The following is a 14,793-nucleotide window of genomic DNA, read 5'->3' as shown; positions in this document are numbered from 1 at the left end:
CTGTTTCCTTTCTCTTCTTTTATTTTTCAGCATAGCCGAAAAACAATCATCTTCTTATTTTATCACAAATAGGCTTAGTTCTTCAATTCCAAATGAAGTTCTTTCACTTGACTCGCATCTACTTGGCTAGGACTTTCTAGCATAGGATCAAAACCAGTTCCATTTTTAGGAAAGGCAATGACCTGACGAATATTTTCTTCACCAGCTAAAATCATGACCAGTCGATCCAAGCCCAACGCTAGGCCACCATGCGGCGGAAAACCATAATCAAGCGCTTCTAAGAAAAAGCCAAAGTCACGCTCGTAATCTTCTTTTTCCATGCCCAAGAGTTCAAACATGGCTTCCTGACTCTTTCGATCATGAATCCGTAAACTACCGCCCCCAATTTCATAGCCATTAAGGACAATATCATAGGCATGGCTTTTGATTGAAGTTAAATCTTCTTGCTCATTTTCAAAAATTCCTTGGGTGAATGGGTGGTGCATGGCTTGATAGCGTTCTTGCTCCTCATTCCACTCTAGCAAAGGCCAATCCAGCACCCAAAGGAAGTCCAGTCGACTCTGATCGATTAAGTCTAATTGTTTGGCAATCTCCAATCGCAAGTGCTCCAAGGCTTCTTGAGCTTGTCTTCTCTTGGCGATGACCAGTAAGAGCAAATCACCGTCTTGCGCTTCAAATCGGTCTATGAAAGCAGCTGCTTCTGCCTCAAAAGTCGAAGCCAAATCCCCTTGAAGTTCACCTGCTTCCACCTTAAGACTAGTAAACCTACTAGCTCCAAATTCTTTCATTTCTTGATAGAAATGACTGAGCTGCTTCTTCGTGAAAGAATCCGCAGCATTTGGAACACAAATGCCCCATAATTCTTCATGACGAGCAAAAGCCTGTTTGAGCAAAATAGAGGGATTATCCTGACAGAGATTGGTCAGATTTTTTAATTCCAAACCAAATCGCGTATCTGGCTTATCTGTACCAAAGCGGTTCATGGCTTCTTCATAACTGATAGTTGGAAAAGCTTCTGTCAGTTCCAAACCATGAGTTTTCTTGACAACAGCTTTGAGCATACCTTAGCTCTAAACGCTAAAACATTCAGAGCTATAGAAAAACGGCTTCCGCCTGTAAAACAGACGAAAGCCGTGGTACCACTGTTATTCGTTGCATTGCAACCTCTAGCTCGTAACGTGAGCAGACGTTTGCGCTTTGATTCACACAAATTTCTTGCAACGATATAATAGTTTTAAACAATATCATCCTTTACCATAAATAGCATAGAAAAAACCATTATATCATTGACAGTATGTTCTTCGGATTTTGCTTCCTTGGTGCTACTCTCAGCTTTCAGCACTCTCTGTTCAAGTCAACAAACCTACTCTACTGCTTTTTTACTTTTAAATTGTTATCTATTATAGTCGAACCTAAAACATTTTGCAAGTGGTTTAGTGCAAATTTATGATTTTCCTCCGAAAGAGAAGCTACAGCAGACTCTACCACCTCAATTTGATACCCTAAATTATAGGCATCAATAGCTGTGTGGAGAACGCAAATATCCGTCAGAACACCAGTCAAAATCACCGTGTCAACTTTTCTTTCTCGCAGACGAATATCCAAATCTGTTCCTGAAAAAGCTGAATAATGCCGTTTATCCATCCAAAAGACGCGAGAATCTGCTTTATGCTCCTGATAAAAATCCGCCAACGGTCCATAAAGGTTACGTCCACTAGTGCCTTTGATGTTATGTGGTGGAAAGAGTTTACTTTCCGGGTGGAAAGTATCTCCTTCGTCATGGGCATCAATGGCAAAAAAGATATAATCTCCTCGCTCAAAAGCTGCCTCGGTCACTTGGGCAATAGCTTCAGAAATTGCCTGAGCTGGAGCTCCAGCTGTCAACTTGCCATCATCTGCCACAAAATCCACCGTATAATCAATCGAAATCAATGCTTTTGTCATCAGTAATCTCGCTTTTTAATCTCTTCAAAGATATCGGGGATAAGAACTTTAAGATAGGTTCCTTTCATTCCTAGAGAACGACTTTCGATAATGCCTGCACTTTCTAGTTTACGTAGAGCATTGACAATCACTGAGCGCGTAATGCCAATACGATCTGCAATCACTGAAGCTGTTAGCTGTCCTTCATTGCCACTTAATTCACCTAAAATAGCAGAAACAGCTCGTAGTTCTGAATAAGACAAAGTATTTACAGCCATAGTTACGGCTGTTCGACGTCGAATATTTTTTTCATCTTCTTCTCGTTGGAAGTTGAGTAGCTGAATACCAACCACTGTACTTGCAATTTCAACCAAGATCAAATCATCATCGTCAAATTCTTTATCATTGCGCCAAACAATCAATGTCCCTAAACGAATCCCAGAAACATGAATTGGTGAAATTGTCGTCAAGCCATCTGGAAATTCATCTTTTGTCTCAATAGGAAAAATAGATAAATCATGATTGACTGGAAGATTGGCCTCAGTATCATACATCAAATTTGCGGTGCGAACATACTCTTCTGGGAAGATTTTCGTTTGATAAAATGCTTCCACACGATCATTGTTTGTCTTGTAGCGCATGAAATACCCCAAAAGACGACCCTTGCTATTTACAATACAAGCATTGCAATCCATAATTTCAGCTAATTGTTGGGTAATTGCATTATAAGGTAGTTCATCCTGCAATCGCTCATCTGAACGACGCAAAATAGATGTTATTTTTCTTGTTTTTGCTAATAAGTTTGCCATAATTTACCTCGCATATAATCTTATTGATTATACCATAAAGCGCTTTAATCTTCAACAATTATCTGAAAATTGTTTATTGAAGTACAATTATGCTTTGTTACTTCTATAAAAACGGAGATACCTACGCCTGATACAAAAAGCAGCCAAATGGCTGCCATTTATCATCGTCGATATTGTTTTAAGAAACGAGTCATCTTCTCTTGGATTTGTGCTAACTCATCTACACGAGGCAGATAAACAATCCGGAAATGATCAGGATCTTTCCAATTAAAGCCCCGTCCATGCACCAGTAAAATCTTTTCTTGCTTTAAGAAATCCAGCACGAATTGCTCATCGTCATCTACTCGATACATTTCTCTATCAATTTTGGGAAAAATATAAAGCCCCGCTTTAGGTTTGGTTGCCGACAAACCCGGAATTTCATTGATAGCCTTGTAAATAAAATTCCGTTGCTCATAAATACGACCACCAGGAAGCAACAATTCATCGACTGATTGATAACCGCCGAGTGACGTTTGTACCACATGCTGAGATAAGACATTTGAACACAACCGCATATTGGATAGCATATTCAGCCCTTCAATATAATCTTTTACATGATATTTTGGTCCAGATAGCACCATCCACCCTACACGAAAACCCGCGATACGGTGCGATTTAGACAAGCCATTCATGCTGACACAAAAAAGGTCAGGAGCCAAACTTGCGATAGCCGTATGTTTCTCACCATCCATCACTAAACGGTCATAAATCTCATCCGCAAAAATAATCAAGTTGTTTTGCCGCGCAACTTCAACAAGTTCTTCTAACACTGCCTTAGGATACAAGGCTCCTGTCGGATTGTTTGGGTTGATAACGACAATAGCCTTTGTATTAGAGGTAATTTTTGATTTGATGTCATCAATATCTGGATACCAATCTGCCGCTTCATCACAAAGATAATGAACTGCATTTCCTCCTGCTAAACTGACCGCTGCGGTCCAGAGTGGATAATCCGGCATCGGAACCAATACCTCATCGCCATTATCTAACAAACCTTGCATAGACATGACAATCAGCTCGCTAACCCCATTTCCAAGGTAAACATCTTCAATATCAACATTAGGAATATTTTTCAATTGACAATATTGCATAATAGCTTTCCGAGCAGAAAAAATCCCTTTCGAGTCAGAATATCCCTCACTATCACGCGCATTCATAATCAAGTCATGAATCACCTCATCTGGCGCTGTAAAACCAAACTCAGCTGGGTTTCCTGTGTTCAACCGAAGGATTTTCTCACCGTTTGCACGCATCCGCATAGCTTCTTCTAAGACGGGACCACGAATATCATAAGCCACATGTTCTAATTTTGTTGATTTATTAAATTCTTTCATCGAATTTTTCCTCATTTCAAAAGAGTCAATTTATTATAACGCAATTTTTCTAAAAAATCTAAAAAACTTCTTGTAAAGTCTGCATGAAAATGCTTTACTTTTTTCATGTAAAGGGTTACAATATAACTAAAGAAAGAATGGAGGTATTCCTATGCTACAAAGATATCAAAACATTATGGTCGCTGTTGACGGTTCTCACGAAGCTGAGCTTGCTTTTGAAAAGGGCGTAAATGTGGCGCTGAGAAATAATTCACGCCTAACGATTGCCCATGTAATTGATACACGTGCCTTGCAAAGCGTTTCTACATTTGATGCAGAAGTCTATGAAGAATTACAAGAAGACGCAAAAAAACTCATGGATCAATATGCTGAAAAAGCCAAAGAAGCTGGTGTGGGAAATGTTGTCACAGTTGTTGAAATGGGAAATCCGAAAACCCTTCTTGCAACAGATATTCCAGAAGAACAAAAAGTTGACCTCATCATGGTTGGTGCTACTGGGCTCAACGCCTTTGAACGGTTACTAGTTGGCTCTTCATCTGAATACATCTTGCGTCACGCAAAAGTTGACTTGCTTGTTGTTCGTGATAAGGAAAAAACATTATAATACAAAGATAAAGAGAGATTGGCATAAACCAGTCTCTCCTCTTTTTTATTCTTCATTTTTTTCACAATTTCGTTGATAGGCTTGAATTTGACGTTCAAGCTCTTTTTTGATAGCAGGTTCCGGTGCATAATTTTTTTCCCAATCATCTGGTTTTAAAATTTTATGAGTAACTGGGTCAAAGTGCGCTTTGCCATCTGGGAAGAGTTTACCCATATTGGCTCGGTGGACAATCTCAAACAAGTATTCCGGATCCACTCCCATTAACACAAAACTGCCATAGGTAAAATATAACATATCAATCAACGCATCTACTTGCCCAACTAAGGACATCTCTGCTTTGCTCTTCTTTTTGACTTTTTCAGCAGCTTTGTCCACAGCTTCGTGCAAAGATTGAACAGACTGTTCAAAGACCTCTTCAGAAGGACTAGCTGCCCGCAAAAATTCCACTAATTCTTCTACCTTGAAGCCTGCACGATGACGAGCACCCTCTGTTGTCCACAGGATGGGCTCTTCCTGCGTGCATTCATCCATTATCCCATGAAATTCTTTGACCTTATTAAAGTGGTGGTCGCTACTGATAAAGACTTTTTCACTCGCTAAAATGCCAAAGTGTTCCAAAGCTTTATGAATCCCATCCTGACTATTGCTACTGGTTGTGTGTTTTGCAACTTCTTTCACTCGACTGGTTCCATTTCCCATGGCAATAGACATGCCAACGCCCGCTAACATCTCAACATCATTATCAGAATCACCAAAAGCCATGACTTGATTGATGTCAAAACCGTATTCTTTTCCGACCAGCTTAATTCCTTCTAACTTTGACATTCCTTGATTGACGATATCAGCTGCGAAAGGACTGCTACGAGTAAACTTTAAATCTGGAAAATCCGCTTCGATAGCTTGTGTTTCTTTTGGTGTTGCCAGCATCAGTACTTGATAAATCGGCTCTTGAATGGATTTCAATAAATCATCCTGCCGTTGAGGAAGTGCCTTGCTAACCACATTGTTGAAACTTTTATTGACCAAGTGTGTCATCTTTTTCGGAACAAAACGACTGGTCCATTGAGAAAACTTGCTCATGCCAAAACTCATGATTTTTGAGCCAATCACTCCTGATTTTGTTCCAAACGAGATTTCTATTTTATGCTGGCGAGCATACTGAATCAGGTGACGCAAACTGGTTTTATCAATTGGCTTGGCAGAAATGACTTTCTCTTTTGAAAAAATATATTGTCCATTATAGGTTACTGCAAAGTCCAAATCCAACTGCTCCATAAAAGATTGGACAAAAAATGGACCTCTTCCTGTCGCTAAACCAACTAAAATACCTTGCTGTTTTAAACTATGAATCGCTTGTTTTGTGGATTTCAAGACCGTCCGACTATCATTTACTAACGTCCCATCAATATCAAAAAAGACTGCTTTGATTTCCATTCATTTCTCATCTCTTTCTTTTATGATACAATAATTATAGCATAGATTCAGGAGAAGCTCACTTATGACCAAAAGAATTTTAGTTTTACATACTGGCGGTACTATTTCCATGCAGGCGGACACTACTGGAAAAGTCATCACAAACGAACACAATCCCATGAACCATGTTGCAGTTCCTTTAGAAGGCATTCAAGTGACGGCTCTTGATGTTTTCAATATTCCTAGCCCTCACATAACACCACAGCACATGCTGCAATTGTATCAAAAAATCAAGACAGATGGGAAGCATTTTGACGGGGTTGTCATTACTCATGGAACGGACACTCTGGAAGAAACAGCTTATTTTTTGGATACCATGGAACTTCCAGATATTCCTGTCGTCTTAACTGGTGCTATGCGAAGCTCTAATGAACTGGGAAGTGACGGAGTCTACAATTACTTATCTGCACTTCGTGTAGCAAGTGATGACAAAGCACGCGGAAAAGGCGTTCTGGTGGTTATGAATGATGAAATCCATGCTGCCAAATACGTGACCAAAACGCATACAACCAATGTCAGCACTTTTCAAACGCCAACTCATGGACCACTCGGACTGATTATGAAGCAAGAAATCCTCTATTTCAAAACAGCTGAACCACGCGTTCGTTTTCATTTAGATAAAATTTCTGGGTTAGTACCGATTATCCCAGCCTATGCTGGAATGAAAACTGAACTGCTTGATATGCTAGACTTGGAAAAGATAAACGGTCTCATCGTTGAAGCCTTTGGTGCTGGAAATCTGCCACAAGAAGTTGCCCAAAAGCTCAGCCAACTTGCGAATTCTGGACTGCCAATTGCACTTGTATCTCGTTGCTTTAACGGCATTGCAGAGCCAGTTTACGCTTATGAAGGGGGCGGCGTGAAGTTACACGAATCAGGAATCATGTTTGTGAAAGAACTCAATGCTCCTAAAGCTCGTATCAAACTCTTGATTGCTCTGAATGCTGGGCTGCGAGGACAAGCCTTAAGAAACTATATTGAAGGTTAATTTTACATAGATAAGAAGCTTCGATATTTCGAAGCTTCTTAGGATATTTTATGTTTAGGAGATTTATGAAAAAAAGTTTTTAGCTCTTTTGTTTTTAGTTATTTGCCATATATTTCTGATTCCTTTCCTGATTTTTTGAATGTTTTGTTATAATGTACTTTAATGTTTACTGTCATTGGACTTACCTCTTTCTTTTTGATGAATTTAGTATAGCCCGAAAAACTTAAAGCAGGCTTATAGATTTCTTTCAGAAAACTTAATTTAAAAAACTTCATCCAAATGGTGAAGTTTTTTGGTTTATATATGATGATAAACTAAAATCAATCCAAGTAGTCCTGCTTGTCCAAATGAAGCGCTACAATATGCCAATCTGCATTCGTTCGCCAATCAGGAGTGGACACAATTTGACTGGCGACTTTTCTGGCCTCCTCTAAAATTGGATAATCCTCTACAATATCCGCCACTTGAAACTCTGGAATCCCTGATTGACGCGTGCCGAAGATTTCACCAGAGCCACGCATTTTCAAATCTTCCTCAGCCAAGACGAAACCGTTAGTCGTTTCCGTCATGATTTTCATGCGTTTCTTGCCGGATTCTGTCTTAGGATTAGCCACGAGAACCGCATAAGATTGCTTGTCTCCACGTCCTACCCGACCACGTAACTGGTGGAGCTGACTGAGCCCAAATCGATCCGCATCCATGATTAGCATGACCGTAGCATTGGGGACATTGACACCGACTTCAATAACAGTCGTGGAAACCAGAATGTCAATTTTTCCTTTCTTAAAATCCTGCATAATGGTATCTTTTTCTTCGCTCTTCATTTTACCATGTAGCAGAGCTACTTGTGCTTTGTCACCGAAATAAGCCTTTAATTCCTCTTCCAAAGCAATAGCATTTTTCAGATCCAGAGCTTCCGACTCCTCAATCAAAGGAGAGATGACATAGACCTGAGCACCTCGTTGCAGCTCTTTCCTCAACCAATCCAGAACTACTTCCAGCTGCTCATGCTTGACCCAACGAGTGATAATCGGCTTACGCCCAGCTGGCATTTGGTCAATAATTGACACATCCATATCACCAAAAGCAGTAATAGCAAGCGTCCTAGGAATGGGCGTTGCAGTCATCATGAGCACATCAGGATTATTTCCTTTTTCCCTCAAAATTCGTCTCTGTCCCACTCCAAAGCGGTGCTGTTCATCAATAATCACCAGACCAAGCTGATGATATGTCACACTTTCTTGAATCAAAGCATGAGTACCGACAATCATATCTACCTGACCAGCCTCAATCGCTTCTAGTGCTTGTCTGCGTTCTGTCGGCTTCATTCCTCCTGTCAACAGAATTATCCGTAGTTCAGGAAAAAGTTGGCTCAAGCTATCAAAATGCTGCTCTGCCAAAATTTCAGTCGGTACCATAAGAGCAGACTGAAAACCAGCCGTATAGGTAGCATACATGGCTAAACCTGCAACCACCGTCTTTCCACTACCGACATCTCCTTGCAAAAGCCGGTTCATGTGGGTTGGTGCTTGCATATCTTGTAGAATTTCATCAAGACTCCGCTTCTGGGCAGCTGTCAATTCAAAAGGTAGCAGTGTCAGCTTTTTTTCTAATAAATCATCTCGCCAAGGAATAGCTAACCCTTGACTCGCATTCTTGCTTTCGCTCTTTAGGACCTGTAACTGCATTTGAAAGTAAAAAAGCTCTTCAAACTTGACCCGACGCAAGGCTTGTTTGTATTCTGTTAAGTCTTTTGGAAAATGCATTGCTCGTACGGCCTGACTGCGTTCCACTAACTGATAGCGCTCCAGCAGAATTTGAGGCAGATTTTCTTCCAACAGAAGTTCTAAGCCTTGGTCAAAAGCTGTCTTAATGACTTTCACCAAACTAGCTTGACTAATCCCTTGTGCCACTCGATAGACAGGCTGTAAGTCATCCTCCACTTGTGCTAAGATTTTCATACCTGTCAGACTCGCTTTTGCTTTATCCCATTTCCCGAAAATAGAAATGGTTGAACCAACCTCCACTTTGTCTACCAGATAGGGTTGGTTAAAAAAATTGACTGCAAGCACCACTTCGCCTTGTTTTATAGTAAAACGTAGACGATTACGTTTATAGCCATAATACTGCACGTTAGCTGGCGTAACGACAAGTCCTGAGATAACCGCCTTTTCACCATCTTCCAGTTCTAACACATTCTTACTTTTAAAATCTTCATAGCGAAATGGAAAATAGAGTAGTAAATCCTGTAGGTTTTCAATTCCCAGCCTAGTAAACTTTTTAGCAGATTTCGGTCCTACACCCGGCAGAACCGTTAAAGGTTGGTGTAAATTCATAATTCCTCTTTCAGTTCTGTTTCTTAAGAATTTATAAAAGCAGGCTAAAACAGACACCCTCCAATAGCTCTTTGGATTGTTTCCGACTACTTTTAGATTTCAACTCATTCTTTGTAAACTCTAGGGACGCGGTCGCTGATCAAACAAACCACCTCGTAATTGATGGTTTCCCGTTTTTCTGCCACATCTGTTGCAGAAATAGCTTCTTTACCACTTTCACCGATAAGGACAACTGACGTTCCAATAGGATAAAACTGAGGTAAACGAACAGTAATCTGATCCATAGATACGCGTCCAACAATGGGACAAGGATTCCCGTCAACTAAAACATTAAAGCCTTGCATATCTCGCGTCCAGCCATCAGCATAGCCCAGCGGAATCGTTCCAATAAACTGTAGACTATCACTTGTATAAGTAGCTCCGTACCCTACATCTGCCCCTACTTCTAATTGCTTGACATGAACCAATTCTGAAACCAATGAAAGAGCTGGTTTGATGTCATAAGGCAGCTCCAAAACGGTTCCACTTGGATTAAGCCCATAAATGACATCGCCCAAACGGACTGCATTCATAATCGTCTCACTATGCCACAGAGTCGTTGCCGAATTACTAGCGTGAACAATCGGTGGAATAGTTTCTAATTGCCCTAAAATTTCTTTAAAACGTGCTAACTGTGCCTCAAATTTTTGCGTATCTGCTTCATCAGCTGTCGCAAAATGGGTGAAAATTCCTTCGACCTGAGCACCTGCCTTTTCCAAACGATGAATCGCTTCTTGAGCGTCTTGGCTATTTCGAAAACCAATCCGCCCCATTCCAGAATCAATTTTTATATGAACAACCAGTCCAGTTAGGTCTATGTCTGACTTCAAAAGCAAATCAATCCATTCTAAACTAGCCACCGTATTAGTAATCTTGTATTTAATTGCCAACGGAACAGACTGGATAGTTGATACTCCCAGAACCAGAATTTTTTTTGAAATACCAGCTTCTCTCAGCTCTACTGCTTCATCAATATTGGAAACACAAAAGCCATCCACAATTGGCTCAATAGATTGCGTAACAGCAACTGCACCGTGACCATAGGCGTCTGCCTTGACAACAGCCCATTTTTCTACATTGTCTGGAATATGCGCTGCAATTTGTTTAATATTAAATTGAATAGCAGCCAAATCAACAATAGCCTTAGTAGGCCGATGATTACTCGTTTTCATGATGTTCCTCCAAAATAACACTAGCTGTGACGACATTATCTGTGTGGCTGAGTGACACCCAGACCTTGCCAGAAAAAGGTGATTTGCTAAAAATAGGCGCTCCCTTTTCATCGTTTAAAATTTCTAAATCCTGAAAAGTGACACAGCCGATACCAGTCCCCCACGCTTTAGAAAAAGCCTCTTTAGCAGACCAACGCCCCGCCAAATATTCCATTTTTCGCTTACCAGTCAGTTTTTCAAATCGGTCAAATTCTGCGGCTGTCAAAACTTTCTTAGCAAAGCGAGCATTTTTTTCATAAACTTTTTGAATAGAAGAAATTTCCTCTATATCAATACCATGTCCTTTAATCATCTTTTTAAAAAGAGTTGAGACTAGTCTCAACTCCATCCTTTTTATTTTTCATTTTTAGATAGGGTAGTGTAAATTTCCTTGACTAATCTGACTGTATTATCCCAACCCAAACAGGGGTCTGTGATGGATTTTCCAAACACCTCAGGCTCGTTTTGACGGCCGTCTTCTAAGTAAGACTCAATCATAAAGCCGCGTACAACTTTTTTGATTTTCTCATTCCAGTCACGATTGATTAAGGTTTGACGGACAATCCGCACCTGCTCTAAATACTGCTTACCAGAGTTATCATGATTGGTATCGATGATGATGAAAGGATTTTCCAAACCCATTTTTTCATATTGGTCAATCGTATCCAGCAAATTATCATAGTAATAGTTTGGAATGTTTTTTCCATACTCATCAAGCCCACCACGCAGAATAGCGTGTGCCAAAGGATTTCCTGAAGTTTCTACTTCCTTACCAGCAAACAAGAAACTTTGCTTGTTTTGCGCTGCGTAAATCCCGTTAAACATGACATTGAGATTGCCAGACGTAGGATTTTTCAAACCGGTCGCAACATCAGCCCCACTAGCGACAAAACGGTGTTGCTGATCTTCCACAGAACGAGCTCCAACTGCCATATATGAAATCAACTCATCTACCAAAGGAAGATTTTCTGGATAGAGCATTTCATCAGCTGTCGTCATTCCCGTCTCCGTAATAACACGATAATGCAAATTCCGGACAGCCTTAATCCCATTAATTAAGCTTGGAGCAGCCTTAGCATTCGGTTGATGAATCAATCCTTTATAACCATCGCCATTGGTGCGAGGCTTAGCTGTATACACGCGCATAACCATGAAAATACGGTCTTTCACCTCTTCTTGGAGGGCAGATAGGCGCTTTGCATATTCTAGGACAGCCGCTTCATTATCAGAAGAACACGGACCAATGACCAACAGAATGCGGTCATCTTCTCCACGGATAATGGCATTTAACTCACGATCTCGTGCCTTTTTTTTAGCTAAAGCCTCTCCTTCTAACTTTGATAAATTACGAACCTTTGCTACATCAATTGGCTCGCTAGTTGCCTTAAATGTCATAATCTTCCCCTCTTTACACTACTTATCTGTGGCGTCCATGACAATTTTTAAATTTCTTACCAGAACCACATGGACACAAGTCATTGCGCTTCACTTTTGTCAAATCAATATCGCTCGGTAAGCCTGATTTTTGTGCTGAAATATTGCGTGTCGCTGTTGTGCTGATATGATGCTCCGTACGTGGACGTTCTTGCTCGTGAATTTGAGCCTTCATCATCAAACGCGTCACATCAAATTCGATCGAACCAATCATATCATTAAACATACGGAAACTTTCAGCTTGGTATTCAACGACTGGGTTATTTTGAGCATAACCACGAAGTCCAACTGCATTCCGAAGTTGATCCAAAGCATCAATGTGATCAGTCCATTTGCTATCCACGACGCGCAAAATCAGAACTTTTTGGAATTCTCTGACGGAATCCTCATCGCGAAGTTTCGCCACTTGACTATCGTAAACCTCCAAGGCACGTTTGTATAAATCAGCCTTGATATCTTCATCAGACAAGCCTTCTAAATCTGCGATTTCAATAGATTCTTCTGGAACAAGATTGTATTTTGCAAAATTAACAATTGCTTCTAATTTTTCATCTTGTTCTGCACGACTGTTGCCATCCACAAAACGGTTGATTGTTCGCTTCATCATGGCATGAATTTCCGGTGCCAAATCACGATCAGCCGTAATGACATCATAGCGCTGCGCATAGATAATTTCACGTTGCTCACGCATAACATCATCATATTGAAGGACTTGTTTACGTGTATCATAGTTGTTCCCTTCAACACGCTTTTGAGCTCCTTCTACTTGGCGCGTCAGCATACGAGATTTGATGACAGACTCTTCTTCGCTAAGGTTCATGCGATCCAAAACAGCTTTAATCCGTTCCGATCCAAAGCGACGCATAAGCTCATCTTCAAGTGATAGGTAGAATTGTGATTCACCAGGATCTCCTTGACGACCTGAACGACCACGAAGCTGATTATCAATACGACGGCTTTCATGTCGTTCTGTACCAATAACACAAAGTCCACCAAGTTCACGAACCCCTTCACCAAGCTTAATATCTGTACCACGACCAGCCATATTGGTTGCAATCGTTACCGCACCACGTTGCCCGGCATTCATGATGATTTGCGCTTCTTTATAGTGATTTTTCGCATTCAATACTTCATGAGGAACTCCAGCTTCGACTAATTTTTTAGAAATATAATCACTCGTTTCAACAGCAACTGTCCCAACAAGTACAGGTTGTCCTTTTTCATGACGAGCTTTCACATCTTGGACAACTGCTTTAAATTTTGATTCAATACTTGGATAAAGAAGGTCTGGGTGATCAATACGAGCCACCGGACGGTTGGTAGGAATTGGAATTACTCGAATGTTATAAGTTTCGCGGAATTCTTCCTCTTCTGTCTTAGCTGTCCCTGTCATTCCTGACAATTTCTTGTACATACGGAATAGATTTTGGTAAGTGATAGAAGCCGAAGTCTTCGTTTCATCCTGAATTGGCACACCTTCTTTTGCTTCAATTGCTTGGTGGAGTCCATCAGAATAGCGGCGACCTTCCATTGTCCGACCTGTAAATTGGTCAACAATCAAAATTTCCTGTTCTTCACTAACCACATAGTCAATGTCCAACAGCATAATATAATTTGCACGAAGAGCATTGTCAACAAAATGAGTCAGTGCTACATTTTCAATGTCATACAGGTTTTCTAGTTTGAAATAACTTTCTGCCTTATCAATCCCCGAATCAGAAAGTCCAATAGTTTTAGACTGAACATCAATAATATAATCATCTTTATTTAATGATTTTACAAAGCTATCCGCCATATGATAAAGCTGATTTGTATCAGACGAAGTTGGTCCGGACACAATTAAAGGTGTACGAGCTTCATCAATCAAAATAGAGTCCACTTCATCAACCAAAGCATAGTTAAGTGGGCGTTGCACCATATTTTCAGCACGCACTACCATATTGTCGCGCAAATAATCAAACCCAATCTCTGCATTCGTTGAATAGGTAATATCGCAAGCATAGGCTTCTTTCTTTTCTGCTGATGACTTTGCAGCAAGGTTAATACCAACAGAAAGTCCCAACCAAGAGTACAATTCACCCATTTCAGTTGCGTCACGTTCTGTCAAGTATTCATTGACTGTAACAACATGGACACCTTCACCAGATAATGCATTCAGATAAACCGGCATGGTCGCTGTCAAAGTTTTTCCTTCTCCAGTACGCATTTCTGGTACATCTCCATGGTGCAAGACAATCCCTCCCATAATCTGTACGGGGTATGGGAAGAGGCCCAACACGCGCTTTGCCCCTTCACGAACAACCGCAAAAGCTTCATAAAGCAAGTCATCTAATGACTCGCCATTTTGATACCGTTGCTTAAATTCATCCGTCTTTGCTTTCAAAGCTTCATCTGACAAAGCAGCCATTTCATCTTCATACGCCATGACTTTCTTTGCCATTTTTTCTAATCTTCTTAATTCACCTTTATCATTTTCGATAATTGTTCTTAAAATATTTGCCATTTCTTTCCTTACTTGTAATAATTCTTATTTTAAAATGTTCTTTTCATTATAGCATTTTTCACTGTATCTTTCAAGAAAATAAAAGGATAAAACGGCA

Annotated in this window: 11 protein-coding genes and 1 pseudogene; 2 read left to right on the top strand and 10 right to left on the bottom strand. The window is 40.4% G+C overall.

The window, feature by feature from the left end; genetic code table 11:
* Window positions 1-74: 74 nt before the first annotated feature.
* From ANG_RS03125 to ANG_RS03110, 4 genes and pseudogenes are all read right to left on the bottom strand, one after another.
* Window positions 75-1,064, bottom strand: a pseudogene (locus ANG_RS03125) (amino acid--tRNA ligase-related protein); the annotation flags it as partial.
* Window positions 1,065-1,368: 304 nt separating this feature from the next.
* Window positions 1,369-1,944, bottom strand: coding sequence for a cysteine hydrolase family protein (locus ANG_RS03120; protein ID WP_022527097.1), 576 nt, complete (start codon window positions 1,942-1,944; stop codon window positions 1,369-1,371).
* Window positions 1,944-2,732, bottom strand: a complete 789-nt coding sequence (gene codY, locus ANG_RS03115; RefSeq protein WP_003035535.1) for a GTP-sensing pleiotropic transcriptional regulator CodY — start codon at window positions 2,730-2,732, stop codon at window positions 1,944-1,946. Before codY ends, ANG_RS03120 begins: the two co-directional genes overlap by 1 nt.
* 161 nt (window positions 2,733-2,893) lie before the next feature.
* Entirely contained in the window at window positions 2,894-4,108 is a 1,215-nt protein-coding gene (locus ANG_RS03110) for a pyridoxal phosphate-dependent aminotransferase (RefSeq protein ID WP_003035582.1), read from the bottom strand.
* A gap of 151 nt (window positions 4,109-4,259) precedes the next feature.
* Between ANG_RS03110 and ANG_RS03105 the strand changes: the two genes are divergently transcribed.
* The gene (locus tag ANG_RS03105; RefSeq protein WP_003028799.1) at window positions 4,260-4,712 is read left to right on the top strand and encodes a universal stress protein; all 453 of its coding nucleotides are present in this window, start codon (window positions 4,260-4,262) and stop codon (window positions 4,710-4,712) included.
* Window positions 4,713-4,757: 45 nt separating this feature from the next.
* Here ANG_RS03105 and ANG_RS03100 read toward each other — a convergent pair whose 3' ends face one another.
* Window positions 4,758-6,146 carry a Cof-type HAD-IIB family hydrolase gene (locus tag ANG_RS03100; RefSeq protein ID WP_003035466.1) on the bottom strand — a complete coding sequence of 463 codons (1,389 nt, stop codon included), beginning with the start codon at window positions 6,144-6,146 and terminating at the stop codon, window positions 4,758-4,760.
* Window positions 6,147-6,210: 64 nt separating this feature from the next.
* Here ANG_RS03100 and ANG_RS03095 point away from each other — a divergent pair, with 64 nt between their 5' ends.
* Window positions 6,211-7,173 (top strand): asparaginase, encoded by a 963-nt coding sequence (locus ANG_RS03095; RefSeq protein WP_003035568.1) that lies wholly within the window; start codon window positions 6,211-6,213, stop codon window positions 7,171-7,173.
* A gap of 320 nt (window positions 7,174-7,493) precedes the next feature.
* Here the strand turns inward: ANG_RS03095 and recG are convergent, their stop codons facing one another.
* The 5 genes from recG to secA all read right to left on the bottom strand — a co-directional run bounded on the left by recG (window position 7,494) and on the right by secA (window position 14,696).
* Complete coding sequence (gene recG, locus ANG_RS03090) at window positions 7,494-9,509, bottom strand: ATP-dependent DNA helicase RecG (RefSeq protein WP_003035488.1); 2,016 nt, start codon at window positions 9,507-9,509, stop codon at window positions 7,494-7,496.
* A 104-nt stretch (window positions 9,510-9,613) separates the two neighbouring features.
* A complete protein-coding gene (gene alr / locus ANG_RS03085; protein ID WP_003035546.1) occupies window positions 9,614-10,720 on the bottom strand; it encodes an alanine racemase in 1,107 nt (368 codons plus the stop codon).
* Window positions 10,707-11,072 (bottom strand): holo-ACP synthase, encoded by a 366-nt coding sequence (gene acpS / locus ANG_RS03080; RefSeq protein WP_025271655.1) that lies wholly within the window; start codon window positions 11,070-11,072, stop codon window positions 10,707-10,709. Before acpS ends, alr begins: the two co-directional genes overlap by 14 nt.
* A gap of 41 nt (window positions 11,073-11,113) precedes the next feature.
* Window positions 11,114-12,154 (bottom strand): 3-deoxy-7-phosphoheptulonate synthase, encoded by a 1,041-nt coding sequence (locus tag ANG_RS03075; RefSeq protein WP_025271654.1) that lies wholly within the window; start codon window positions 12,152-12,154, stop codon window positions 11,114-11,116.
* A gap of 22 nt (window positions 12,155-12,176) precedes the next feature.
* Window positions 12,177-14,696 (bottom strand): preprotein translocase subunit SecA, encoded by a 2,520-nt coding sequence (gene secA, locus ANG_RS03070; RefSeq protein WP_003035498.1) that lies wholly within the window; start codon window positions 14,694-14,696, stop codon window positions 12,177-12,179.
* Window positions 14,697-14,793 lie beyond the last annotated feature (97 nt).

This window comes from Streptococcus anginosus subsp. whileyi MAS624 (assembly GCF_000478925.1).
Classification (GTDB): domain Bacteria; phylum Bacillota; class Bacilli; order Lactobacillales; family Streptococcaceae; genus Streptococcus; species Streptococcus whileyi.
This window is presented reverse-complemented; position numbering and strand designations above follow the sequence as displayed.

Bases quoted from the DNA above. Each gene is read 5' to 3' on its own strand.
- ANG_RS03120 (WP_022527097.1), bottom strand. From the start codon at position 1,944: ATGACAAAAGCATTGATTTCGATTGATTATACGGTGGATTTTGTGGCA.
- codY (WP_003035535.1), bottom strand. From the start codon at position 2,732: ATGGCAAACTTATTAGCAAAAACAAGAAAAATAACATCTATTTTGCGT.
- ANG_RS03110 (WP_003035582.1), bottom strand. From the start codon at position 4,108: ATGAAAGAATTTAATAAATCAACAAAATTAGAACATGTGGCTTATGAT.
- ANG_RS03105 (WP_003028799.1), top strand. From the start codon at position 4,260: ATGCTACAAAGATATCAAAACATTATGGTCGCTGTTGACGGTTCTCAC.
- ANG_RS03100 (WP_003035466.1), bottom strand. From the start codon at position 6,146: ATGGAAATCAAAGCAGTCTTTTTTGATATTGATGGGACGTTAGTAAAT.
- ANG_RS03095 (WP_003035568.1), top strand. From the start codon at position 6,211: ATGACCAAAAGAATTTTAGTTTTACATACTGGCGGTACTATTTCCATG.
- recG (WP_003035488.1), bottom strand. From the start codon at position 9,509: ATGAATTTACACCAACCTTTAACGGTTCTGCCGGGTGTAGGACCGAAA.
- alr (WP_003035546.1), bottom strand. From the start codon at position 10,720: ATGAAAACGAGTAATCATCGGCCTACTAAGGCTATTGTTGATTTGGCT.
- acpS (WP_025271655.1), bottom strand. From the start codon at position 11,072: ATGATTAAAGGACATGGTATTGATATAGAGGAAATTTCTTCTATTCAA.
- ANG_RS03075 (WP_025271654.1), bottom strand. From the start codon at position 12,154: ATGACATTTAAGGCAACTAGCGAGCCAATTGATGTAGCAAAGGTTCGT.
- secA (WP_003035498.1), bottom strand. From the start codon at position 14,696: ATGGCAAATATTTTAAGAACAATTATCGAAAATGATAAAGGTGAATTA.